Annotated in this window: 25 protein-coding genes; 9 read left to right on the top strand and 16 right to left on the bottom strand. The window is 68.6% G+C overall.

What is annotated here, in order from left to right; translation table 11 throughout:
- Positions 1–464: 464 nt before the first annotated feature.
- The gene (ptsP, locus tag AC1DYN_RS16365) at positions 465–2255 is read right to left on the bottom strand and encodes a phosphoenolpyruvate--protein phosphotransferase (RefSeq protein ID WP_477961363.1); all 1791 of its coding nucleotides are present in this window, start codon (positions 2253–2255) and stop codon (positions 465–467) included.
- A 131-nt stretch (positions 2256–2386) separates the two neighbouring features.
- Between ptsP and AC1DYN_RS16370 the strand changes: the two genes are divergently transcribed.
- Positions 2387–3241, top strand: a complete 855-nt coding sequence (locus AC1DYN_RS16370; RefSeq protein ID WP_477961365.1) for a GNAT family N-acetyltransferase — start codon at positions 2387–2389, stop codon at positions 3239–3241.
- A 7-nt stretch (positions 3242–3248) separates the two neighbouring features.
- Here the strand turns inward: AC1DYN_RS16370 and AC1DYN_RS16375 are convergent, their stop codons facing one another.
- From AC1DYN_RS16375 to AC1DYN_RS16385, 3 genes are all read right to left on the bottom strand, one after another.
- Complete coding sequence (locus AC1DYN_RS16375; RefSeq protein ID WP_477961366.1) at positions 3249–3518, bottom strand: HPr family phosphocarrier protein; 270 nt, start codon at positions 3516–3518, stop codon at positions 3249–3251.
- Entirely contained in the window at positions 3487–3936 is a 450-nt protein-coding gene (locus tag AC1DYN_RS16380; protein WP_477961368.1) for a PTS sugar transporter subunit IIA, read from the bottom strand. The genes AC1DYN_RS16375 and AC1DYN_RS16380 overlap by 32 nt, the downstream gene beginning before the upstream one ends.
- A gap of 144 nt (positions 3937–4080) precedes the next feature.
- A complete protein-coding gene (locus AC1DYN_RS16385) occupies positions 4081–4611 on the bottom strand; it encodes a hypothetical protein (protein ID WP_477961370.1) in 531 nt (176 codons plus the stop codon).
- 39 nt (positions 4612–4650) lie between these two features.
- Here AC1DYN_RS16385 and AC1DYN_RS16390 point away from each other — a divergent pair, with 39 nt between their 5' ends.
- Positions 4651–5901, top strand: a complete 1251-nt coding sequence (locus AC1DYN_RS16390) for a CaiB/BaiF CoA transferase family protein (RefSeq protein WP_477961372.1) — start codon at positions 4651–4653, stop codon at positions 5899–5901.
- Between the two features lie 132 nt (positions 5902–6033).
- The gene (locus tag AC1DYN_RS16395; RefSeq protein WP_477961374.1) at positions 6034–7185 is read left to right on the top strand and encodes a hypothetical protein; all 1152 of its coding nucleotides are present in this window, start codon (positions 6034–6036) and stop codon (positions 7183–7185) included.
- Here AC1DYN_RS16395 and AC1DYN_RS16400 read toward each other — a convergent pair whose 3' ends face one another.
- The gene (locus AC1DYN_RS16400; RefSeq protein ID WP_477961376.1) at positions 7186–7884 is read right to left on the bottom strand and encodes a DUF4197 domain-containing protein; all 699 of its coding nucleotides are present in this window, start codon (positions 7882–7884) and stop codon (positions 7186–7188) included.
- Positions 7885–7896: 12 nt separating this feature from the next.
- Here AC1DYN_RS16400 and AC1DYN_RS16405 point away from each other — a divergent pair, with 12 nt between their 5' ends.
- A complete protein-coding gene (locus AC1DYN_RS16405) occupies positions 7897–8406 on the top strand; it encodes a TlpA family protein disulfide reductase (RefSeq protein ID WP_477961378.1) in 510 nt (169 codons plus the stop codon).
- On the opposite strand, the gene lipA is transcribed toward AC1DYN_RS16405, so the two are convergent.
- The 9 genes from lipA to AC1DYN_RS16450 are packed head-to-tail and all read right to left on the bottom strand — an operon-like array spanning position 8403 to position 15100.
- On the bottom strand, positions 8403–9395 hold the full coding sequence (gene lipA / locus AC1DYN_RS16410) for a lipoyl synthase (protein ID WP_477961380.1): 993 nt from the start codon (positions 9393–9395) through the stop codon (positions 8403–8405). The genes AC1DYN_RS16405 and lipA overlap by 4 nt on opposite strands.
- Positions 9396–9415: 20 nt before the next feature.
- Entirely contained in the window at positions 9416–10078 is a 663-nt protein-coding gene (gene lipB / locus AC1DYN_RS16415; RefSeq protein WP_477961382.1) for a lipoyl(octanoyl) transferase LipB, read from the bottom strand.
- Between the two features lie 10 nt (positions 10079–10088).
- The gene (locus tag AC1DYN_RS16420; RefSeq protein ID WP_477961384.1) at positions 10089–10364 is read right to left on the bottom strand and encodes a YbeD family protein; all 276 of its coding nucleotides are present in this window, start codon (positions 10362–10364) and stop codon (positions 10089–10091) included.
- Positions 10365–10407: 43 nt separating this feature from the next.
- Positions 10408–11283, bottom strand: coding sequence for a D-amino acid aminotransferase (locus AC1DYN_RS16425; RefSeq protein ID WP_477961386.1), 876 nt, complete (start codon positions 11281–11283; stop codon positions 10408–10410).
- 42 nt (positions 11284–11325) lie between these two features.
- On the bottom strand, positions 11326–12507 hold the full coding sequence (locus tag AC1DYN_RS16430; RefSeq protein WP_477961388.1) for a D-alanyl-D-alanine carboxypeptidase family protein: 1182 nt from the start codon (positions 12505–12507) through the stop codon (positions 11326–11328).
- 38 nt (positions 12508–12545) lie between these two features.
- On the bottom strand, positions 12546–13160 hold the full coding sequence (locus tag AC1DYN_RS16435) for an alpha/beta hydrolase (protein WP_477961390.1): 615 nt from the start codon (positions 13158–13160) through the stop codon (positions 12546–12548).
- A 10-nt stretch (positions 13161–13170) separates the two neighbouring features.
- A complete protein-coding gene (locus AC1DYN_RS16440) occupies positions 13171–13497 on the bottom strand; it encodes a (2Fe-2S) ferredoxin domain-containing protein (RefSeq protein ID WP_477961393.1) in 327 nt (108 codons plus the stop codon).
- 9 nt (positions 13498–13506) lie between these two features.
- Entirely contained in the window at positions 13507–14652 is a 1146-nt protein-coding gene (locus tag AC1DYN_RS16445; RefSeq protein WP_477961395.1) for a VanZ family protein, read from the bottom strand.
- Between the two features lie 7 nt (positions 14653–14659).
- Complete coding sequence (locus AC1DYN_RS16450) at positions 14660–15100, bottom strand: CopD family protein (protein ID WP_477961397.1); 441 nt, start codon at positions 15098–15100, stop codon at positions 14660–14662.
- 271 nt (positions 15101–15371) lie between these two features.
- On the opposite strand from AC1DYN_RS16450, the gene hemB reads away from it, so the two are divergent.
- Both hemB and AC1DYN_RS16460 read left to right on the top strand, forming a co-directional pair.
- Complete coding sequence (gene hemB, locus AC1DYN_RS16455; protein WP_477961399.1) at positions 15372–16379, top strand: porphobilinogen synthase; 1008 nt, start codon at positions 15372–15374, stop codon at positions 16377–16379.
- A gap of 30 nt (positions 16380–16409) precedes the next feature.
- Positions 16410–17528 (top strand): magnesium transporter CorA family protein, encoded by a 1119-nt coding sequence (locus AC1DYN_RS16460; protein ID WP_477961401.1) that lies wholly within the window; start codon positions 16410–16412, stop codon positions 17526–17528.
- On the opposite strand, the gene ybeY is transcribed toward AC1DYN_RS16460, so the two are convergent.
- Both ybeY and AC1DYN_RS16470 read right to left on the bottom strand, forming a co-directional pair.
- Positions 17529–17978, bottom strand: coding sequence for an rRNA maturation RNase YbeY (gene ybeY, locus AC1DYN_RS16465; protein ID WP_477961403.1), 450 nt, complete (start codon positions 17976–17978; stop codon positions 17529–17531).
- 2 nt (positions 17979–17980) lie between these two features.
- Positions 17981–18988: a PhoH family protein gene (locus AC1DYN_RS16470; protein WP_477961405.1), complete on the bottom strand. Its 1008-nt coding sequence runs from the start codon at positions 18986–18988 to the stop codon at positions 17981–17983.
- A gap of 77 nt (positions 18989–19065) precedes the next feature.
- Between AC1DYN_RS16470 and AC1DYN_RS16475 the strand changes: the two genes are divergently transcribed.
- The 3 genes from AC1DYN_RS16475 (at position 19066) to ruvA (ending at position 22231) form a co-directional block, all read left to right on the top strand.
- Positions 19066–20946, top strand: a complete 1881-nt coding sequence (locus tag AC1DYN_RS16475) for a sensor histidine kinase (protein WP_477961407.1) — start codon at positions 19066–19068, stop codon at positions 20944–20946.
- 62 nt (positions 20947–21008) lie between these two features.
- A complete protein-coding gene (locus tag AC1DYN_RS16480) occupies positions 21009–21662 on the top strand; it encodes a response regulator (protein ID WP_477961409.1) in 654 nt (217 codons plus the stop codon).
- Entirely contained in the window at positions 21659–22231 is a 573-nt protein-coding gene (gene ruvA, locus AC1DYN_RS16485) for a Holliday junction branch migration protein RuvA (RefSeq protein WP_477961411.1), read from the top strand. Before AC1DYN_RS16480 ends, ruvA begins: the two co-directional genes overlap by 4 nt.
- Positions 22232–22239 lie beyond the last annotated feature (8 nt).

Here is a 22239-nt window from a genome sequence, read left to right on the forward strand (position 1 = left end):
GTGTAAGGCATGCCGTGTAAGGCATGCCGCCAGCGTTCAATCTGAGCCAGGATCAAACTCTTCAGTTCGATCTTGATAATTTACTCAATGAATTGAAGTGAACTTCACTTCATGAGCGTTTAAGGTCCATGAGACCTCGAGTCTTTCGACCCTTCGGCACTCGCCTTCCAACGCCCACACTTATCGGCTGTATGTTTTTAAAGAGCTGCCGCGCCACTCGTCATTCCTGACTCGCCGCTTGCCTGCCTCGTCGCGCTTCAACTTTCGTTTTGCACTTCGTTCAGCAGAGCCTGCGACTGTAGCACGTTTTTAGCGACTTTCACGATTTTTATTCGTGTCGCTCATCGATTTTTCAATCAACTCGCTGCTTGCCGCCGTCCAACATCCCGCTGCTGTCGAATCAGTGATTCGTCATCAGCGAAGACCACGACTATAGCATCCTTTTTTGGCCATTCGCAACGCTGTCATGAATTCGCGTGATGACTCAACGCCTGCAGCGACGCCGTCACATCACGGCAGGCAGCCGCCGGGTCCTCGCATCCCAGGATCGCCGCCAGGTGCGGCGCCAGTCGCCGGGTGTCCGCCCGCAGCACACGCTGCTTGATGGCCGAGATCTGCGACGGATGCATCGAGAAGTTGCGCAGACCCATTGCCAGCAGCAGGTCGGTGAAGTCCGGATCGCCCGCCATCTCTCCGCAGACGCTGACACTCTTGCCCGCGGCGCGCGCATGGGAGATCGTCTGGAAGATCAGGCTCAACACCGCCGGATGCCACGGGTCGTACAGGTGCGATACCGCCTCGTCAGCCCGGTCGATCGCCAGCGTGTACTGGATCAGGTCGTTGGTACCGATCGACACGAAATCGAAGTGCTTCAGCAGCAGCGGCAATGCCAGCGCAGCCGCGGGCACCTCGATCATCGCGCCCACCTCCACCACACCGAACGGCCGCCCCGCATCGGCCAGCTGCTGGCGCGCACGCTCCAGCGCGTCGAGGAACATCCGCACCTCGCTCAGGTGCGCCACCATCGGCACCAGGATGCGCACCGGCCCCACCGCGGCTGCGCGCAGGATGGCCCGCAACTGCTGTCTGAACATCCCCGGCTCCGACAGGCTCCAGCGGATCGCCCTCAGCCCGAGCGCCGGATTCAGCGCGTGCTCGTGCCGCAACTCGTTGACCGACATCCGGTCCAGCGGCTTGTCCGCACCGATGTCGACCGTGCGGATAGTCACCGGCAACCCGTTCATCGCGATGACCGCCGCGCGGTATGCCTCGAACTGCTCTTCCTCGCCCGGCAGCTCGCTGCCCCGGTTCATGAACAGGAACTCGCTGCGGAACAGCCCGACGCCGACCGCACCCGCCTCCAGGGCTGCCGTCGCGTCCACCGGCAACTCGATGTTCGCGTGCAGCTCCACGCGTTCGCCATCCAGCGTCACGGCCGGCGTATGGCGCAGCCGCGACAGCCGATCCCGTTCGAGCCCGCTCTGGCGCTGCCGGAACCGGTATTCCTCCAGCACGATGGGCGACGGGTTCACGATGACCGCCCCGCAGTCGCCGTCGATCACCACCCAATCGTCCTGCCGGATGATGTGGCTCGCCTCGCGCGCGCCCACCACCGCCGGGATGTCCATGCTGCGTGCAACGATCGCGGTGTGCGAGGTCTTGCCGCCGACGTCGGTGATGAAGCCGGTGAAGATGCTGCGCTTGAACTGCAGCATGTCGGCCGGCGCGATGTCATTGGCGACCAGCACCAGCGGATCCTCGCCGCCGAAGTCCCTCGGGCTCACGCCCGGCGCCGGCGCGTGATCCGACAGCGGCCCGCGCGCCATCGCCCGCAGCAGGCGCTCGACCACCTGCTCCAGGTCGGCCTTGCGCTCGCGCAGGTATTCGTCCTCCATCTCGTCGAACTGGCGCGCCAGCACTTCGAGCTGGGCCGACAAGGCCCATTCGCCGTTGTAGTGCCGCTCCTGGATCCAGTTCTTGGTGGCGCCCGTCAGCGAGTCGTCGTGCAGCAGCATCAGGTGCACGTCGAGCAGCGCCGACAGCTCGCCCGGCGCGTCGGCCGGCAGCTCGCGCTGCAGCGTCGTCAGTTCCTGCGCGACGGCGTCGCGCGCGGTGCGCAGCCGTTCGATCTCGGACTCGACCTGCGAAGCCTCGATGAAGTAGTGCGCGACGTCGATGCGGCTGGACGCGACCATCACCGCGCGCCCGATCGCGACACCCCGTGAAACCGGTAGACCGAAGACCTGGAAGCTCATCCGGACGATCGTAGCAGCGGCCGCTGCGCCTGCACGCGGGGAAACGCGCACTTGTCATGGACGCGTCATGTCCGCTTCATGGGGGCGTCACCGTGGTCCGCGACCATCCGGGCAGTACACAGGAGAACGCCATGAGGGACCTGCCCCTGCCGACGATGCCTCTGTCCGATTTGCGTGGTGACACGTCCCGGAGGTCACTTCACGAAAGCTCACCTGCTCCACAAGCGCGCCGGGTTGATGCAGCTCAGCTGGAAGTGGTTTGGGCACGCGATGAAGACGAAGTTCGCCAGGCGCAGCGCCTGAGGCACCTGGTTTTCGCCGAGGAGATGGGCGCACGCCTGAGCGTGCCGCACGGCTCGCCGGCCGGCCACGACATCGACATGTTCGACCCGTTCTGCGAGCACCTTCTGGTGCGTGCGCCGGGCGAAGCGGGAGACCCGGGCCCGGTGATCGGCACCTACCGCGTGCTGACGCCCGATTCGGCGCGCCGCATCGGCGGCCTGTACAGCGAAACCGAATTCGACCTGACCCGCCTGCGCCCGCTGCGCTCGACCATGGTGGAACTGGGCCGCTCCTGCGTGCACCCGGCGTGGCGCTCGGGCGGCGCGATCCTCGCGCTGTGGGGGGCCCTGGCCGAATTCATGGTGCGCAACAAGCTCGACACGATGGTCGGCTGCGCCAGCGTCAGCATGCGCGATGGCGGTCATTTCGCCGCCAGCCTGTGGGAGCAGCTGCGCCACACGCACCTCGCGCCGATCGAGCTGCAGGTGCGCCCGCGGCTGGCCCTGCCGGTGGAGGAACTGCAGCACGACCTGGCGGTCGAGGCCCCGGCACTGATCAAGGGCTACCTGCGCTGCGGTGCAAAGGTGCTGGGCCCGCCGGCCTGGGATCCCGATTTCAACACCGCCGACCTGCCGATGCTGATGCGCATCGCCGACCTGCCCTCGCGCTACCGCAAGCACTTCCTCGGCCACGGCGCCAACTGAGCCCGGATCACTCGCCTTCGCCGAACTTGTCGTTGATCAGGGCAAGGAGGGCCTGCATCGCAGCCTCCTCGTCGGCCCCCGAGGTTTCCAGCTCGACCTCGGTGCCGAGGCCGGCGGCCAGCATCATCACCCCCATGATGCTCTTGGCATTGACCTGACGGCCGTTGCGGCTCATCTGGACTTCGCACTGGAAACTGCCGGCCAGCTTGCTGAGCTTGGCCGAGGCCCGCGCGTGCAGGCCGAGCTTATTGCTGATGATGATGCTGGTTTTGGTCATTTCCACCTGGTTTGAAGGCCTGGTTCTGCGGACGCGCCGAGGCCACCTGCATCACGCCTTGCGTGGCTCCGGCCATCGCGCGCGCCACCATCGCGTCGAGTGATTCATCCGCATAGCAAAGAGAGCGCCACAGCATCGGCACGTTGACGCCGGCGATCACCTTCACGTGCAGGCCGTCGGCCAGGCGCTGCGCCACGTTGCAGGGTGTCGCGCCGAACACGTCGGCAAAGATCAGCGCATCGGGGTTGCTGACCCGGCCGAGCATCTCGCGTGCCCGGGCCTCGATCTCTTCCAGCGGCATGCCGGGCGGCACGTCGAGCGCCTCCACCAGGCGCGCACAGTCGGGAAAGGTGTGCTGCGCCACCGCTTTCAGCGATGACGCCAGGGGCGCGTGGGCAATGATGAGCAAGCCGGGCATGGTCTTTGATTATCGGCAGTTCGGCCGGGCGATCCGGTGGGTGCGGGAACCGGCGGACGCCGGTCTCGCCACAAAAACCACAGATATGCACCAAACTGGCATGCACTCACAACGCTGCCGCACGCTGTTGCGACGACATTCGCATCACGCCCCGAGCTTCAGCCCTTCGAAAAAGGCATCGATCGCCGCCGGATCCACGTGCGGCCCCAGCACGGTCGCCTGGTAGACCACGGTGCCCTTGACGAAGAACAGCAGTTCCTGGCGCACCGCCGAGCCGTCCGGCAATCGCCCTTGCAGCGCGACCCGCTGGGCCAGGGCCTGCGGCGTCATGCCGGGCACCTGCGCGGGGCCGACCACCACCGGCGTGCCGGACAGGTTGATGCCGGCTGCGGCCCGCAGCGCCTCGAGCGTCGCTGCCACGCGCGCCGGATCGCCGGTGTCGGCAAAGCTGAGCGCGAAGGTCGCGCCACCGGCCTGGCAGGCCTGCAGGCCGATGCGCAGCGGCACCCCGGCCAGCGCGACGCGGCGCGCATCCTTCGACGGCTTGCACGGAAACAACGCCAGCAGCCCGGCCCCTTCGGGCCGCACCTCGCGCCAGTCGAGCGTCGGCGAACAGGCGGCCAGCGCCGACGCGAGCGCCAGCGCGGCACCCGCGCGAAAACCAGGAAACAGCATCGGGCCATTATCCCGGCGCCCGGCGCCACAATGGTCCGGATGAGCACATCCTCCCCGACGTCCCTGCCGCTGGCCGGCATCCGCATCCTCGACCTGTCGCGCGTGCTGGCCGGTCCCTGGTGCACCCAGACGCTGGCCGACCTGGGCGCCGACGTGATCAAGGTCGAGCGCCCGATGCGCGATGGCGCCGGCGGCGACGACACGCGCGGCTGGGGCCCGCCGTTCCTGAAAGACCGCGACGGCCAGGACACCGCCGAGGCTGCCTACTACCTGGGCACCAACCGCAACAAGCGTTCGATCACGGTCGACATCGCCCGCCCCGAAGGCCAGGCGCTGATCCGGCGGCTGGCCGCACAGTGCGACGTCTTCATCGAGAATTTCAAGGTCGGCGACATGGCGCGCTACGGCCTCGATGCGGCCTCGATGCACGCGCTGTACCCGCGGCTCGTCTACTGCTCGATCACCGGCTTCGGCCAGACCGGCCCGTACCGCGAGCGCGCCGGCTACGACTATGCGGTGCAAGGCATCGGCGGCCTGATGAGCGTGACCGGCGAGCGCGACGACCTGCCCGGCGGCGGCCCGCAGAAGGTGGGCGTGGCGGTGGCCGACCTCTTCACCGGCATGTATGCCAGCGTCGGGATCCTCGCCGCACTGCACCACCGCGATGCCACCGGCGAGGGCCAGGTGGTCGACATGGCGCTGCTCGACACCCAGGTCGCAATGCTGGCGAACCTGGGGGCCAACTTCCTGGCCACCGGCGCCGCGCCGCGCCGCGCCGGCAACGCCCACCAGAACATCGTGCCCTACCAGGTGTTCGAGACCTCGGACGGCCACGTGATCCTGGCGGTCGGCAACGACGGCCAGTTCGCCAAGTTCTGCGAAGTCGCCGGCTGCCCCGAGCTGGCGCGCGACCCGCGCTACGCCCGCAACGCCGACCGGGTGCGGCATCGCGACATGCTGGTGCCGCTGCTGGCCGAGCGGCTGAAGACCCGCCCGAAGCAGGCCTGGCTGTCGGCCCTGGAGGCGGCCAAGGTGCCCTGCGGCGCCATCAACGACCTGGCCGAGGTGTTCGCCGATCCGCAGGTCCAGGCACGCGGCATGGCCGTCCCGATGCCCCACCCGCTGACCGACGCGCTGCGCGTGGTCGCCAGCCCGATCAAGCTGTCCGCCACGCCGGTCCAGTACCGTCGCGCCCCGCCGCTGCTGGGCGAGCACACCGATGCGGTGCTGGCCGAACTGGGCTGGAGCGAGGCCGAGCGCGCCGAGCTGCGGCAGCAAGGCGTGCTGTAGCCGGACCGTCCTACCCCCAAGTTCGGGGGATTTGCGCTGCCGGGGGATGGCAGCGGGCCCTGCCTGAAGGACACTTGCAACCAAGGGTGACAAACCCGGGTTTGCCGTCCTTTTTCACACACAGGGACTCACATGGACATGACCGAACTCGACCGCGCAGCGGCACCCAGCGGCAAGACCGCCGACGTCGACACCGACGAGCGCGATCACTGGCGGGAGGTCGTCAACGAGTTGAGCGCCGAAATGGCCTCGCCGCTGACCAGCGCGCTGGAACGCGTCATGTGCCTGGCGAGCACCGGCCGCATCGACCGCACCAGCCTGCGCGCGCTGTCCGACGAGATCCAGTGCGCCCGCAAGATCAGCATGACCGGCCAGCAGCTGGCGCGCCTCGCGTCCGGCCGCCTGCGCCAGACCCACGAGCGCCTGGCGCTGACGCAGACCCTGAAGGACGTGCTGACGCAACGCGCGCAGGAAACCCAGGCGCGCGGCATCCACATCAAGCAGGTGCTGAAGCCGGCCGACGTGATCGTCGATGCCTCGCTGCTGTTCAGCCTGTTCAACACCCTGCTCGACTGGTCGATGCTGCACGCCCATTCGAACATCGAGTACCGCATCGACATCAAGACCTGGCCGACGCACGCCCGCCTCGTCAGCAAGTTCGCCTACCAGCCGGTGGACCAGGCCGACCTGCCGCCGGCCACCGTCGAGGAAGGCTCGCCGCTCGATTCGATGACCTGGCGCCTGCTGGAGCAGACCGCCTGGACGATGGGCCTGCCGATCGACCGCAAGGTCGAAGGCAGCCACGTGACGCTGACCCTCGAGTTCCCGCGCACCGTCAGCGAGCAGCTCGAGGGCCTGAGCATCCTCGAGATCGACAACAACAGCCACGGCTTCTCGCACTCGACGCAGACCAAGCCGCTGGCCGGCAGCCACGTGCTGGTGGTGGCCTCGCGGCGCGACGTGCGCGTGCAGGTGCGCGACGCGGTGCGCAACATGGGCCTGCTGGTCGACTTCGTGACCTCGATCGAGGAAGCCCGCGACTTCTGTCGCAGCGGCCTGCCGCACGCGATCGTCGTCGAGTCGGTGCTGCGCGGCGACCGCTTCAACGAACTGCGCGGCGAAGTCGATTCGGCCGGCACCGACGTGGTGTTCATCGAGATCATCGAAGAGGGCAACACCTTCGAGATCTCCGGCTTCGGCGGGCTGAACATGGCGCGCGTCGGGCGCGACGCCATCCTCACGTCGCTGCCGTCGGCGCTGATGTTCGAGCTGTCGAAGGCCTGATCACTTCAGGCTGCCGAACACCTTCTTCAGGATCGCGCTGCCGGTGGCGACCGGGTTCTCGCGGATCTTGCGTTCCTCTTCGCCGATCATCAGGAACAGCCCGTCGAGCGCCTTCTCGGTGACGTAGGTGTGGATGTTGGCGTCCTGCGCCTTCAACAGCCCGAAACTGGCGGCCTTGCCTGCCACCGCGTTGTACTTGTCGACCAGCGAAACCTTCTCGGTCGCGCGCTTGACGATGGGCAGGAAGCGCACGCCCAGCGGCTCGCGCGTCTTGCCGACGAAGAACTCGGTCACCGAGTTGTCGCCGCCGCTCAGGATGCCCTTGGCGTCCTCGACGCTCATGCCCTTGACGGCGCTGACCAGCAAGGTCTTGGCCTCCGGCACGGCCGCCTCGGCCGCGCGGTTCAGCGAGGTCTCGAGTTCGTCGACGCGCCGCTGCTGGCCGGTCGCCTTCAGGAAGCGCGCCGCCTCGTTCAGGAAGCCGGGCAGCGGGATGTGCACCTTCGGGTTGGCGAGAAAGCCGTCCGGCCGGCCCAGCAGGCTCACCGCCGACACGGCGCCGCGTTCGAGCGCCGCCCGGATGCCGGAGGCGGCATCGCCCTCGCTCAGGCTCAAGGCCTGCGCACTGCCGGCCCAGGCCCACACGCCCAAGCCGCAAGACCCCAGCACGAGCCCTGACGTAAACTTTCGCCGTTCCATCGATCGATCCCCATGAAATTGACCCGCCATCTTGCCGTTGCCCTGAGCGTTTTGGCGATTTTGGCCGCGGCTTTTGGGGGTTATGCGTGGATCAGCCGGCCCGAGGCCGCACCCGATGCCACCTTCACGCGGCTGGACGGCAGCCGCAGCAGCATCGCGCAGCTCAAGGGCCAGGTGGTGCTGGTGAATTTCTGGGCCACCACCTGCACGACCTGCGTGCACGAGATGCCGCGCGTCGTGGCCACCCACGAGAAGTTCAAGTCGCGCGGCTTCGAGACCCTGGCCGTCGCGATGAGCTACGACCCGCCGGCTTCGGTGATCCACTTCGCCGAGTCGCGCCGGCTGCCGTTCACCGTGGTGATCGACAACACCGGCTCGGTGGCGCGCAGCTTCGCGCCGATCGAAGGCACGCCGACCATCGTGCTGCTGAACAGGCGCGGCGAGATCGTCAAGCGCTACGTCGGCGAGCCCGATTTCGTCGCGCTGCAGGCACTGGTGGAACGGCTGCTCGCAGAGTCCTAGACCGCGTTCGCGACGCCCGCCTCGTGGGCCTGCTGGTCGGCGTGGTAGCTCGACCGCACCATCGCACCGACGGCGGCGTGCGTGAAGCCCATCTTCATCGCCTCGTCCTCGAACATCTTGAAGGTGTCCGGGTGCACGTAACGACGCACCGGCAGGTGGTGGCCGCTCGGCGCGAGGTACTGGCCGATGGTCAGCATGTCGATGCCGTGCTCGCGCATGTCGCGCATCACCTGCAGGATCTCGTCGTCCGTCTCGCCCAGGCCCACCATCAGCCCGCTCTTGGTCGGCACGTGCGGCGCGAATTCCTTGAAGCGCTTCAGCAGGTTCAGCGAATACGCGTAGTCCGAGCCCGGACGCGCTTCCTTGTAGAGGCGCGGCGCGGTCTCGAGGTTGTGGTTCATCACGTCGGGCGGCGCCGCCTTCAGGATCTCGAGCGCACGGTCCATGCGGCCGCGGAAATCGGGCGTCAGGATCTCGATGCGCGTCTGCGGCGAGAGCTCCCGGGTGCGCTGGATGCATTCGACGAAGTGCGCCGCGCCGCCATCGCGCAGGTCGTCGCGGTCGACGCTGGTGATCACGACATACTTCAGGCGCAGCGCCGCGATGGTCTTCGCGAGGTTCAGCGGCTCGTCGGCGTCCAGCGGATCCGGCCGGCCGTGGCCGACGTCGCAGAACGGGCAGCGCCGCGTGCACTTGTCGCCCATGATCATGAAGGTGGCCGTGCCCTTGCCGAAGCACTCGCCGATGTTCGGGCACGACGCTTCCTCGCACACCGTGTGCAGCTTGTGCTCGCGCAGGATCTGCTTGATCTCGTAGAAGCGCGTGCTGGGCGAGCCGGCCTTGACGCGGATCCAGTCGGGCTTCTTCAGCGTCTCGGCGGCGACGATCTTGATCGGGATGCGCGCCGTCTTGGCTTGCGCCTTCTGCTTGGCGCTGGCGTCGTAGCTGGCCGCGTCCTGGGCCTGGTGGATGACGTTCTCGGTCGACATGGGGGAGGTTCTTTCCAGGATCAACTCAGGTGCGACACCAGCCGGTCACCCAGCCGCTGCGCGACGGTCGTCCAGTCGGTGCGGACGCCCAGTGTAGCCAAGTCGATGGTTTGCAGCCCGGCGTAGCCGCAGGGGTTGATGCCGCCGAAGGGGCTCAGGTCCATCGCGACGTTCAGCGCCAGGCCGTGGTAGGTGCAGTGCCGGCTGACCTTGATGCCCAGCGCGGCGATCTTGCCCAGCCCCCCGAAATCATCATGGGCACGCGGACCGGCCAGCGCCGCATGCCCGCCCGGATCGGCCAGGTTGACGTAGATGCCCGGCGCCCCGGCCACCCGGTGCCCGGTGACACCGAAGCCCTCGAGCGTCTTGATCGCACAGTGCTCCAGCCGGTAGACGTATTCCTTGACGTAGATGCCCAGGCGCCGCAGGTCGACCAGCGGGTAGGCCACCACCTGGCCCGGACCATGGTACGTGACCTGGCCACCGCGGTTGGTCTGCACGACAGGGATGCCATGCGCATCCAGCACGTGCTCGGCCTTGCCGGCCTGGCCCTGGGTGTAGACGGGCGGGTGCTCGCACAGCCAGATCTCGTCCGGCGTGTCGGCGCTGCGCTGCGCGGTGAAGCTGCGCATGGCCTCCTCGGCCGCCGCGTAGTCCGTCCGGCCGAGCAGCTTCAGCAGCACGGCCGTCGCGTCACAGCACCACCTTGACCATCGGGTGGGTCGACAGCGTGCGGTACAGCTCATCGAGCTGCTCGCGGCTGGTGGCGGTGACGGTGATCGTCACGCCCAGGTACTTGTTGCCGCTGCTCGGGCGGATCTCGACCGTCGCGGCGTCGTAGTCGGGGTCGAACTGCTTCGCCACGCTGACGATCGCGTGGACGAAACCATCGACGTTGGCGCCCATCACCTTGATCGGGAAACGGGACGGGTATTCGATCAGCGACTGCTCGGGCGGAATGTCTTGCATCGTGGCGTTCATGCCTGCAGAAATGGGGCCGGCCCCGAGGATTTCAAATCGACTGGGCCGCCTTGGCGCGCTGGTAAGCCTCGTACAGGCGCGCGTAGACCGGGCCGGGCTTGCCGCGCAGGGCCCCGTGGCCGACCGATTCGCCGTCGATCTGAGTGACCGGCAGCACCTCTTTCGTGGCCGAGCTCAGCATCACCTCGTCCGCCGCCAGCACCTCGGCCTCGGAGATCGGCCGCAGGTTGTAGCCGATGCCGGCTTCCTCGCACAGCTCGCGGATCAGCTCGTAGCGGATGCCTTCCAGCACGTGCTCGCTCTTCGGCGCACCGAGCACCGCGCCTTCCTGCACGATCCAGACGTTGCTGGACGAGGCCTCGGTCAGGAAGCCGTCGCGGAACATCAGCGTCTCGACCGCGTTGTGGTCGGCCGACAGCTGGCGCGCCAGCACGTTGCCGAGCAGCGAGACCGACTTGATGTCGCCGCGCTCCCAGCGGAAATCGCGCGCCGTCACGCAGGCCACGCCGTGATGGCGCTGCTCGGCGCTGGCCGGCTTCATCGGGTTGGTCATCATGAAGACCGTGGGCGTCAGATCGGCCGGCATCACGTGGTCGCGGACCGCGACGCCGCGCGTCACCTGGATGTACAGCAGCTGGTCGTCGGCCGCCTGCGCGGCGATCAGCTTGCGGCAGCGTTCCAGCCACTGCGCGCGGTCGAACGGGCTGGCGATGCGCACCTTGGCGAGGCTGCGGTTCAGCCGCGCCAGGTGTTCGTCGAAGCGGAACAGGCGCCGGCCGTAGACCGGCACGACCTCGTAGATGCCGTCGCCGAACACGAAGCCGCGGTCCAGCACCGAGACCTTGGCGTCGCGCAACGGGCCGTACTCGCCATTCAGATAGCACAGGGTGTCAGGTATCGCTTGCATGCGGCCTCCCGGAAGGACTTGCGATCGGAAGATCGGACGAGCTTACTTGATCCACAGCCGCAGGGCATCCCAGGCCCGGCCGAAGATGCCGGCCTGCTCGACTCCCTGCAGCACGACCAGCGGCAGCTCGGCCACCGGCGCGCCGGCGGACGTCGTCACCCGCAGCGTCCCGACGCGCTGCCCCTGGGCCAGCGGCGCGACCAGCGGGTCGGTGCGTTCGATCTTCGTCTGCAGCTTCGCGCCGTCGCCCTTGGGCACGCTGACGAAGACGGCGTTGGCGGCGCCCAGCTGGGCTTCGCGCGCGGTGCCTTTCCAGACCGGCACGGTCGCGACCGCCTTCGACGATTCGAACAGGCGCACCGTGTCGAAAGCCTGGAAGCCCCAGTTCAGCAGCTTCTGACTTTCATTCGCGCGGGCGTCCATCGACGCGGCGTTCAGCACCACGCTCAGCAGCCGGCGCTTGCCGCCGCCGGCACCGTTGGCGGCCAGGTTGGGGAAGTCGCGCTGCGCCGACACCACCATGCAGTAGCCGGCGGCCTCGGTGTAGCCGGTCTTCATGCCGTCGACCGTCGGGTCGCGCGTCAGCAGCACGTTGCGGTTGTTCTCGTTGCTGATCGGCGCGCCGTCGTAGTGGTACTTCTTGATCGAATAGATCGGGTAGTACTCGGGGAAGTCGCGGATGATGCGGCCGGCGATCACCGCCACGTCGCGCGCGGTGCTCTTGTGGCCGGGTTCGGTCAGGCCGGTCGCGTTCTTGAACTCGGTGTTCTTCAGGCCGAAAGCCTGGGCCTGGCGGTTCATCATCGCGATGAACTGGTCGAGCGAGCCACCGACGCCCTCGGCCAGCACCACCGCCGCGTCGTTGCCCGAGTTGACGATCAGCCCGCGCAGCAGGTCTTCGACCTTGGGCGTGCTGCGCGGCTCGATGAACATCAGTGAACCGCCGCCCTTGCGCTCCTGCCAGGCGCGAAGCGACACCGGCAGCGTCTGCTCGAGCGTCAGCTTGTGTTCGCGCAGCGCGGCAAAGGCCAGGTAGGCCGTCATCAGCTTGGTCAGCGAGGCCGGGTCGGCGGGGGCGTCGGCTTCGCGTTCGGCCAGGGTCTGGCCGGTGGTCAGGTCGAGCAGGATGTAGCTCTTGGCGGCAATCTCGGGCGGCTGCGGCGCTTGCGCAAACGACACGGTGGCGGCGCTCAGCGCCAGCACGAAGGCAATCAGACGTTTCATGAACTGCGGATCAGGTTGGGAGGGGGCTCGCCGCGGCATCACCGATGCCAGGAGCGCACCACCAGGTTCTTCAGCAGCGCGAGCTGCCCGTGAAAGAAATGGCCGACGCCGGGGATCACGACCACCGGCAACGACTGTGGCCGCGCCCAGTCGAGCGTGGCCGACAACGGCACGACGTCGTCGGACTCGCCATGGATCACCAAAGTTTCCTGCGGCACCGGCGCGACCTTCTGTTTCTGCGTCGACGGGCCGACCAGCACCAGCCGCTCGGCCTTCGCATCGTCGGGCAGGCGCGCCGCGGCCTGCGATGCGACGTAGCCGCCGAACGAGAAGCCGGCCAGCACCAGCGGCAGCGCCGGGTCGCGGTGCGCGGCGATCACGGCCATCGCATCGTCGATCTCGCCCTGGCCGTCGTCCCAGGCGCCTTCGGAGCCGGCGACGCCGCGGAAGTTGAAGCGCACCGTGCGGTAGCCCAGCTGCAGGAAGGCGCGCGCCAGTGTCTGCACCACCTTGTTGTCCATCGTGCCGCCCTGCTGCGGATGCGGGTGGCAGACCACGGCGACGCCGCGCGGCGCGGCCTCCGGCTGGTCGAGCGCGCATTCGATGGCCCCGGCGGGGCCTGGCGTCAGCTGGCGGAGGGTCTTGGCATTCATTTGCACCGCCTCAGCGCCCGACCGAGTCCGGCAGCAGCAGGCGCTCGACGACGACGCCCTTCTTCAGGTGCGAGTCGACGATCTCGTCGATGTCGGCGTCGTCCACATAGGTGTACCAGACGGCTTCCGGGTAGACCACCGCGACCGGGCCGCCGGCACAGCGGTCCAGGCAACCGGACTTGTTGACCCGCACGCCGCCGGGGCCGGCGAGCTTCTCGCCCTTGACGCGCGACTTGCAATGCTCGAAGCCGCCTTGCGCGTGATGGTTGGCACAACTGTCCTCGCCCTTGTCGCGCTGGTTCAGGCAAAAGAAGATGTGGCGCTTGAAGTAAGTCATCACGGCATTCTACGGACCCGCGCCTGCACGCTCACCGCCATCGCGCGCGGCCACGCGGGCAAACAGGTAGATCAGCGCCGCGTACGGCCACAGCCAGCCCACCCATTGCGCGAGGCCATGGAAGCGGATGAAACGGCCCTGCTCCCAGCCCTGCAGGCTTTCTGCGTAGTAGGGGTCGGTGGGTGCCTGCGCGACCAGCGCGACCAGCGCCGTCACCACCACCAGCCCGAGGGCGGCCGCGCCGCGCCGCGGCATGCGCACCAGGGCCAGGCCGAGCAGCACGCCGGCCAGCAGGCCCGGCAGGGCCGGCGGCGTCAACCAGGCGAGTGCATGCTGCGGCCCGAAGTTCAGCGCGGTCGACAGCGTCGTCGTCGCAAAGCCGAGCACCGCAGCGCCTGGGGCCAGCACGGCGCGGCGCCAGCCCGGGCGCACGATGGTGCCGGCCACCAGGCACGGCGCCAGCAGCCCGAGCAGGATCGCCAGCAGCTCGCTGCCGCGCGACAGCGGCGTCATCGCGACGCTGGCGTCCAGCCAGTCCTCGACCCACGGCGACCAGGGCGTGCCCGACAGGGCTTCGGCCGCCAGCTCCTGCAGCCGCACCAGCACCTGGCCCAGGCCGAGCGGGATCGGGGTCGGGAACAACAGGCCGACCGGCCACAGCAGCAGCAGCAACAGGCCACCGGCGCTGCGCGCAACGAACCAGCGGTCGCGCAGCGTCTGCCAGCGGTCGATGCCGCCCAGCGCGTGCACCGCGACGGCCACCAGCGCGCCAGCCAGTGTGCCGGCGGTATTGAGCACCCAGTCCAGGCTCGACGGCACGCGCTGCTGCAGCCAGTTCTGCAAGCTCTCCATCAGGAACGACAGCAACGCACCCGCCAGCACGGCCACGCCGAACGCGAGCGTCGCGCGGCGCCCGCTGCGCACCAGCGCGCCGACGGCCAGCGCCCCGAGCGGCATGTAGCCGAGCAGGTTGGAGACGACGTCGAAGCTGGTCCAGTAGCGCGGCCACGGCAGGTGGCCGAGGCCGAACAGCGACAGCGCCATCGGCTGCTTCCAGCCGGAGAATGGCGACAGGCTGGCGTAGACGATCAGCGCGGCATACACCCAGGCCAACGGCGCGGCCGAGCTGCGGTGCCGGGCGATCGGCGCTGCCATGGCCGGATCAGAACGGCTTGACGATCACCAGCACGACGATCGCGGCGAACAGCAGGATCGCGGTCTCGTTGAAGAAGCGGTACCAGCGCTCGCTGCGCTGGTTGCTGAACTGCTCGAACTTGCGGAGCAGCGCGCGGCAGCCGTGGTGGTAGCCGATCGCCAGCACCACCAGCAGCAGCTTGGCATGCAGCCATCCGTTGCCCGGCCCGCGGCCGATGCCGAAGCCCAGCCACAGCCACAGGCCGAACAGCAAGGCCGGCACCATCAGGAAGCTGGTGAAGCGGTACAGCTTGCGCGCCATCAGCAGCAGGCGCTCACGTTCGGCGTGGCTGTCGGCCGGCACCGATGCGAGGTTGACGAACAGGCGCGGCAGATAGAACAGCCCGGCGAACCAGCTGGCGACGAAGATCAGGTGGAGGGCCTTGACCCACGGATACAGGTTGCTCATCCGCGGGATTATGGCGGGGGCCAAAAGAAAACCCCGGCCGTCAAGCCGGGGTTGAAAAGCCTCATCGCTGTCATCACGGTAAGGCTCCTGCTCAGGGAGGAAAAGCAGGGAATGACGGCCTTGCGGCTATCATTCAAGGGCGACTTTAGCAGATAGGGGCCGGGCTGTTGAAGGGCCGTCGTACGGGATTTACACGTAAAAAGTCCCGGTGTCTCATCGTCACATCGGTTTCGGCGGCCGGCCCGGCGCCGCAACCCGCCACAGGAAGCCCATGCAACCGCCCGCTCCCTTTCCCGCCAGCCGCCCGCGCCGCCTGCGCCGCGACGACTTCACCCGCGCCCTGGTGCGCGAGAACCGCCTGCACCCCAGTGACCTCATCTATCCGGTGTTCGTGCAGGATGGGCGCGGCCAGGTGCACGATGTCGCATCGATGCCGGGCGTTCAGCGCGTCAGCCTGGATCGTCTGATGCCGCTGGCCGAAGAATGCGTGAAGCTGGGAGTGCCGGTGATGGCGCTGTTCCCGGTCATCGAGCCCTCCCTGAAGACCGAGGACGGCAGCGAGGCGCTGAACCCGCAGGGCCTGGTGCCCACCGTCGTGCGCGAGCTGAAGAAGCACTTCCCCCGGCTCGGCCTGCTGACCGACGTCGCGCTCGACCCGTTCACCACCCACGGCCAGGACGGCCTGCCCGACGCCAGCGGCTACATCCGCAACGACGACACCGTGAAGATGCTGACCGGCCAGGCGCTGGTGCAGGCCGAGGCCGGCGTCGACATCGTCGCCCCGAGCGACATGATGGACGGCCGCATCGGTGCGATCCGCAACGCGCTCGAGGCGCGCGGCTTCATTCACACCCGCATCATGGCCTACAGCGCCAAGTACGCGAGCGCCTTCTACGGCCCGTTCCGCGACGCGGTCGGCTCGGCCAAGAACCTGGGCAAGGCCGACAAGAAGGTCTACCAGATGGACCCGGGCAACAGCGACGAGGCGCTGCGCGAAGTCGCGCTCGACCTGGCCGAAGGCGCCGACATGGTGATGGTGAAGCCCGGGCTGCCCTACCTCGACATCGTGCGCCGCGTGAAGGACGAATTCCGCGTGCCGACCTTCGCCTACCAGGTGAGCGGCGAGTACGCGATGGTCAAGGCCGCCGCCGCCCAGGGCTGGCTCGACCACGACGCGGTGATGCTGGAGAGCCTGCTCGCGTTCAAGCGCGCCGGCGCCGACGGCGTGCTGACCTACTTCGCGCTCGACGCTGCGCGGCTGCTCAGGCAGCAAGGCTGAGCACGACGGCACGAGTCCTCACGAGGCGGCATGCGCATCTTCCACATCACGCCGGACCAGTTCACCGAGATCGAGTCCCTGCCCGACAAGCTGCCGGCCGCCGGCTACCTGTGGATCGGCACGGCGCGGCGCGAGTTCGAGGTCAACATCGCCGAGGTGCAGCTCGCGCTGCAGCGCTGGACCGGCGGTCAGCTGGTCGACCTGCACGTCTCCGACCTGCTGAACAACCAGCTGCCCTCGCACTTCGACTACACCTCGTGGTACGACCTGATGGTGTTCCGCCGCCTCGCGCCCGGCAGCGGCAGCGCGGCGATGTTCCTCGACGACCAGAACGGCACGCTGTCGTCGGCCAAGCGCGCGCTCGAGGCCATCGACACCAGCCCGGTCGGCTTCGCGGTGTTCGACCGCGTGCTGCTGACGGTGCACCCGACCGACTGCCAGGTGCGCGACTTCTTCGCGAGCAAGCTGCAGCAGATGGTCGAGGGCGCCGACCAGCGCTACGAGCCGCGCGGCGCGATGCGCCTGCCCGCCAGCTCCGCCGACCTGATGCTGCGCATGCTGAACCACATGGTGGACAGCTACCTCGAGCTGCGCCGGCTGCTGACCCGCCAGCTCGGCTACCTGCAGCAGGAGCTGTTCAACCCGCGCAGCCAGTTCGACAGCTGGCAGGTGCTGCTCGAATCGCGCAACTCGCTGCACCTGCTGGAAGATACCTGCGAAGACCAGCGCAGCGCGATCGTCGAATGGATCGACTCGCTGGACGAATGGCCCACCGAATCCGACCCGAAGGCGGCGCGCGACCGTGAGCTGCTGCGCGTGCGCTCGCGCGACGTGCTGGAGCACATCGAGCGCGTGCTGAGCCACGTGCGCAGGCTCGAATCGTCGGCCGAGACCGCGGTGCAGATGCACTTCTCGGCGCAGAGCAACCGCACCAACGACATCATGCGCACGCTGACGGTGCTGACCGCCATCTTCCTGCCGCTGAACCTGGTGACCGGCTTCTTCGGGATGAACTTCGAAGGCCTGCCGCTGATCCACAGCGGCGACGGCGTGTGGATGGCGACCGGCTTCATGGTCGTGATCGCGGTCTCGCTCGGCTGGTTCTTCTGGCGCAAGCGCTACCTCAGCACCTCGCGCCGGCCCCACTGATCACTTCGCGTACGGATCGCTGAAGCCCAGCGTCGCGAGGATGCGCGTCTCCTCGGCCTCCATCTCGACCGCCTCGTCCTCGTCCTCGTGGTCATGGCCTTGCGCATGCAGCGTGCCGTGCACCAGCAGGTGCGCGTAGTGCGCCTCCAGCGTGATGCCCTGCTCGCGTGCCTCGGCCTCGACCACCGGCGCGCACAGGATCAGGTCGGCCATCACGACCGGTTCGTGGCTGTAGTCGAAGGTCAGCACGTTGGTCGCGTAGTCCTTCTGGCGGAACTCGCGGTTCAGCGCCCGCCCCTCGTCGGCACCGACGATGCGCACCGTGATCTCGCCCGGCACCGACAGCGCCGCGCGGATCCAGCGCGCCACCTTGTGCCGCGGCAGCTCGGCGCGGTGCGCCGCATCGGCGAACTGCAGCGACAGGCCCAGCACCGGACGGGCGGCCGGCATCGTCAGATCCGCTCCGCCGGCGTCGCGTCGTAGGCCTCGACGATGCGCGCGACCAGCGGGTGCCGCACCACATCGGCCGACGTGAAGCGCGTCATCGCGATGCCGGCCACGCGGCGCAGCACGCGCTCGGCGTCGATCAGCCCGCTGTCGGTGCCGCGCGGCAGGTCGATCTGGCTGACGTCGCCGGTGACGACGCACTTGCTGCCGAAGCCGATGCGCGTCAGGAACATCTTCATCTGCTCGCGCGTGGTGTTCTGCGCCTCGTCGAGGATCACGAAGGCGTGGTTCAGCGTGCGCCCGCGCATGAAGGCGAGCGGCGCGATCTCGATGTTGCCCTTCTCGAACGCGCGGCCGACCTTGTCCATGCCCATCAGGTCGTACAGCGCGTCGTACAGCGGGCGCAGGTAGGGATCGACCTTCTGCGCCAGGTCGCCCGGCAGGAAGCCCAGGCGCTCGCCGGCCTCGACCGCCGGGCGCGTCAGGATGATGCGCTGCACGCTGCTGCGCTCCAGCGCGTCGACCGCGCAGGCCACCGCGAGGAAGGTCTTGCCGGTGCCGGCCGGGCCGATGCCGAAGGTGATGTCGTGCGCCAGGATGTTGCGCAGGTACAGCTGCTGGTTGGGCGTGCGCCCGGTCAGGTCGGAGCGGCGCGTGCGCAGCACCACCTCGTCGCCGTCATCGCTGTCGTCGCCGCCGGCCTCGCGCAGCGCCGGGCGGCCCGATGCCGGGCTGCGCGGGCGCACCGGCGGGTCGTCGGCCAGCGCCTCGGTCAGCGCGAGCTGCAGCGTCTCGGCCGTGATCGGCCGGCGCGAACGGCCGTACAGCGTCTGCAGCAGGGCCACGGCGCGCTCGGTGCTGGCCTTCGGCCCCTCGATGCGGAACGACTCGTTGCGCCGCGAGATGCTGACGCCGAAGGCGGCCTCGATGCTGCGCAGGTGTTCGTCCAGGCTGCCGCACAGGTGGGACAGGCGGGCGTTGTCGAGCGGGATGAAGGCGTGTCGCAGGATCACGGGGCGGCGCGGGTTGGCAAACCGCGATTGTCGCCGCAAGCCCAAGGCAGCGCAGGCATCCTGCACAATCCGCGTCCATGCCCTGCATCCGCCTCCTGCACACCCTCGCCCGCCGGCTGCGCGCCGGGGCCCGGTGCGTGGCAGCCGGGCTGCTGCTGTCGGTGGCCGGGCCGGCCCTCGCCGACGAGCCGGGCGTGGTCCAGATCAACCAGGCGGCCGTGGTCGCCAGCGCCGCCCCCGCCTTCCCGGCCAACGCCAGCCTGCAGACCGTGCGCCTGCCCGACGAATGGGCCGACAGCCGGCCGCAGGCCGACGGCCCGGTCTGGTACCGGCTGCAGTTCACGCTGCCGGCGACGGACGCATCCACGCTGATGGCGGCCTACATCGACCGCGCCTGCAACAACGCCGAGGTCTGGCTGAACGGCAGCATCGTCTTCAGCGGCGGCCGCATGGGCGAGCCGGTCACCCGCAACTGCTACTACCCGCAGCTGGTGACGCTGCCGCCGGCGCTGCTCAACCCGCAGGGCAACGTGCTCGACATCAAGGTCCAGGGCTATGCGCTGCAGCACGTGGCTTCGCGCCAGCGCGCCGGCGGGCTGTCGACGGTGCGCATCGGCCCGCATGCGGTGCTGGCCGCGCAGCACGCCCGCCAGACCTTCTGGAACATCTCGCTGGTGCAGGTGATCTCGGCGATGCTGGTGCTGCTGGGCATCGTGATGCTCGGCATGGGCTGGCAGGACCGGCGCAACCCCTACCTCGGCTACTTCGGGCTGCTGGCCATCGGCTGGGCCGCGCTGTCGGCGCGGCTGTGGTGGCGCCAGCCGCCGTTCGACAACGCCACCGGCGAGTTCCTCACCTGCGTCGGCTTCGGCGTGCTGGTGGGCCTGGCGATCCAGTTCCTGGTGCGCTATGCCGGGCTGCGCTCGCGCAAGCTCGAGATCGGCCTGCTGCTGCAGTGCGTGCTGGTCCCCGCCACGCTGGCACTGGCCGGCGCCGACCGCCTGTACACGATGACCTCCGGCTGGTACCTGCTGCTGTCGGCCGAGGTGATGGCCGCGGTGACGCTGTACCTGCGCGTCACCTGGCGCAAGGGGCTGGACGGCCGCGCCGAGTTCTGGCCGATGGCCTTCATGCTGATGGGCGTGGGCGTGCTGGTGCTGGTCGACCTGGCCACGCAACACCAGCTGGTCACGCTGCTGCCGGTGCACGTGCTGCACTTCAGCATGCCGCTGATGTTCCTCGCGGTCGGTGCGCGCCAGATCCAGATCTTCGGGCGCGCGCTGCAGCTGGCCGAGGCGAGCCGCAACTCGCTCGAAAGCCGCATCAACGAGGTCACCGCCGAGATCGAGCGCAACTTCTCGCAGATGGCCGAGCTGCGCGTCGAGCAGGTGACCGAGAAGGAACGCAAGCGCATCGCCGCCGACCTGCACGACGACCTGGGCGCCAAGCTGCTGACCATCGTGCACACCAGCGAGAGCGAGCGCATCTCCAGCCTGGCGCGCGAGGCGCTCGAGGAGATGCGGCTGTCGGTGCGCGGGCTGACCGGCAAGCCGATGCAGGTGGCCGATGCGCTGGCCGACTGGCGCGCCGAGACGGTGTCGCGCCTGAGCCAGGCCAACATCGAGGCCGACTGGCGCAGCCCGACCGAGGACGTGAACCAGCAGCTGTCGGCACGCGCCTTCGTGCAGACCACGCGCATCCTGCGCGAGGCGGTCAGCAACATCATCAAGCACAGCGGCGCCTCGCACTGCAAGGTGCGCTGCAGCATCGGCGAGCACGATTTCGTGCTGGTGGTGCAGGACAACGGCAAGGGCATCCCGATGGAGCTGGACGGCAAGCTCGACCGCGGCCACGGCATGGCCAGCATGAAGCACCGCGCCAAGCAGATGCAGGGACAGTGCCTGGTYGAGTCGGGGCCGGGCTACGGCACGGTGATCCGGCTGACCTTGCCGCTGTGAGGCGCACAATCCTTTCCTGTCTGTCCTTCCGCTACGATTGACGATTCCAAGAGGGCACGCCCATGAACAAGATCCTGCTGCTTGAAGACCTCCCGGAAATCCGCGCCTGGGTGAAGGCCCTGGTGCTGCAGGTGTTCCCGCAGGCCCAGATCTCCGAGGCCGCCCGGGTGCACGACGCGCTGGCACTGATCAGCGCCGAGCGCTTCGAGGTCGCGCTGGTCGACCTGGGGCTGCCCGACGGTTCGGGCGTCGACGTGGTCGCCGCGCTGCGCGAATCGCAGCCCGAGGCGCAGTCGGTGGTGGTGACCATCCATGACGACGACGACCACCTGTTCCCCGCGTTGCAAGCCGGTGCCTTCGGCTACCTGCTGAAAGAGCAGCCGCGCGAGCACTTCGTCGAGCAGCTGCAGCGCATCAGCCAGGGCGAGCCGCCGCTGACGCCGTCGATCGCGCGCCGCGTGATCGCCTATTTCGCGGCGCAGAACAAGCCGCAGGAGCGGCCGCAGAACCTGCCCCACGTCTCGCTGACCGACCGCGAGAACGAGGTGCTGCTGTGGGTGGCCAAGGGCTTCACGCTGCCCGAGATCGGCACGCAGCTGAACCTGTCGCGCCACACGATTGCCGACTACGTGAAGCAGATCTACCGCAAGCTCAACGTCAGCTCGCGTGCCGAGGCGGCGCTGGAGGCGCAGCGCCTGGGCCTGTTCCGCCGATGATCGGCCGGCTGAGCGGCCTGCTGGCAGAGAAGAACCCGCCCCAGTTGCTGGTCGACGTCGGCGGCGTCGGCTACGAGGTCGACGTGCCGATGAGCACCTTCTACAACCTGCCGGGGCTGGGCGAGCGGGTCACGCTGCTGACGCACTTCGTCGTGCGCGAGGACGCGCAGGTGCTGTTCGGCTTTCTGACAGCCGAGGAGCGCGCCACCTTCCGGCAGCTGGTCAAGATCTCCGGCGTCGGCCCGCGCACTGCGCTGTCCATCCTGTCGGGGCTGAGCGTCGGCGAGCTGGCGCAGGCGGTGTCGCTGCAGGAAAGCGGCCGGCTCATCAAGGTGCCGGGGATCGGCAAGAAGACGGCCGAGCGGCTGCTGCTGGAACTGAAGGGCAAGCTCGGCGCCGACCTGGCCGTGCCGGCCAGCGTCGCAAGCGATGCGCAGGCCGACATCCTGCAGGCGCTGGTGGCACTGGGGTACAGCGACCGCGAGGCCGCCGCGGCGCTGAAGAGCCTGCCGGCGGACGTGGGGGTCAGCGACGGCATCAAGCTCGCATTGAAGGCATTGGCGCGGTAAGCGAGGTA

Source organism: Rhizobacter sp. P2_D12 (genome assembly GCF_056404395.1).

Bases quoted from the DNA above. Each gene is read 5' to 3' on its own strand.
- ptsP (WP_477961363.1), bottom strand. From the start codon at position 2,255: ATGAGCTTCCAGGTCTTCGGTCTACCGGTTTCACGGGGTGTCGCGATC.
- AC1DYN_RS16370 (WP_477961365.1), top strand. From the start codon at position 2,387: ATGAGGGACCTGCCCCTGCCGACGATGCCTCTGTCCGATTTGCGTGGT.
- AC1DYN_RS16375 (WP_477961366.1), bottom strand. From the start codon at position 3,518: ATGACCAAAACCAGCATCATCATCAGCAATAAGCTCGGCCTGCACGCG.
- AC1DYN_RS16380 (WP_477961368.1), bottom strand. From the start codon at position 3,936: ATGCCCGGCTTGCTCATCATTGCCCACGCGCCCCTGGCGTCATCGCTG.
- AC1DYN_RS16385 (WP_477961370.1), bottom strand. From the start codon at position 4,611: ATGCTGTTTCCTGGTTTTCGCGCGGGTGCCGCGCTGGCGCTCGCGTCG.
- AC1DYN_RS16390 (WP_477961372.1), top strand. From the start codon at position 4,651: ATGAGCACATCCTCCCCGACGTCCCTGCCGCTGGCCGGCATCCGCATC.
- AC1DYN_RS16395 (WP_477961374.1), top strand. From the start codon at position 6,034: ATGGACATGACCGAACTCGACCGCGCAGCGGCACCCAGCGGCAAGACC.
- AC1DYN_RS16400 (WP_477961376.1), bottom strand. From the start codon at position 7,884: ATGGAACGGCGAAAGTTTACGTCAGGGCTCGTGCTGGGGTCTTGCGGC.
- AC1DYN_RS16405 (WP_477961378.1), top strand. From the start codon at position 7,897: ATGAAATTGACCCGCCATCTTGCCGTTGCCCTGAGCGTTTTGGCGATT.
- lipA (WP_477961380.1), bottom strand. From the start codon at position 9,395: ATGTCGACCGAGAACGTCATCCACCAGGCCCAGGACGCGGCCAGCTAC.
- AC1DYN_RS16420 (WP_477961384.1), bottom strand. From the start codon at position 10,364: ATGCAAGACATTCCGCCCGAGCAGTCGCTGATCGAATACCCGTCCCGT.
- AC1DYN_RS16425 (WP_477961386.1), bottom strand. From the start codon at position 11,283: ATGCAAGCGATACCTGACACCCTGTGCTATCTGAATGGCGAGTACGGC.
- AC1DYN_RS16430 (WP_477961388.1), bottom strand. From the start codon at position 12,507: ATGAAACGTCTGATTGCCTTCGTGCTGGCGCTGAGCGCCGCCACCGTG.
- AC1DYN_RS16435 (WP_477961390.1), bottom strand. From the start codon at position 13,160: ATGAATGCCAAGACCCTCCGCCAGCTGACGCCAGGCCCCGCCGGGGCC.
- AC1DYN_RS16440 (WP_477961393.1), bottom strand. From the start codon at position 13,497: ATGACTTACTTCAAGCGCCACATCTTCTTTTGCCTGAACCAGCGCGAC.
- AC1DYN_RS16445 (WP_477961395.1), bottom strand. From the start codon at position 14,652: ATGGCAGCGCCGATCGCCCGGCACCGCAGCTCGGCCGCGCCGTTGGCC.
- AC1DYN_RS16450 (WP_477961397.1), bottom strand. From the start codon at position 15,100: ATGAGCAACCTGTATCCGTGGGTCAAGGCCCTCCACCTGATCTTCGTC.
- hemB (WP_477961399.1), top strand. From the start codon at position 15,372: ATGCAACCGCCCGCTCCCTTTCCCGCCAGCCGCCCGCGCCGCCTGCGC.
- AC1DYN_RS16460 (WP_477961401.1), top strand. From the start codon at position 16,410: ATGCGCATCTTCCACATCACGCCGGACCAGTTCACCGAGATCGAGTCC.
- ybeY (WP_477961403.1), bottom strand. From the start codon at position 17,978: ATGCCGGCCGCCCGTCCGGTGCTGGGCCTGTCGCTGCAGTTCGCCGAT.
- AC1DYN_RS16480 (WP_477961409.1), top strand. From the start codon at position 21,009: ATGAACAAGATCCTGCTGCTTGAAGACCTCCCGGAAATCCGCGCCTGG.
- ruvA (WP_477961411.1), top strand. From the start codon at position 21,659: ATGATCGGCCGGCTGAGCGGCCTGCTGGCAGAGAAGAACCCGCCCCAG.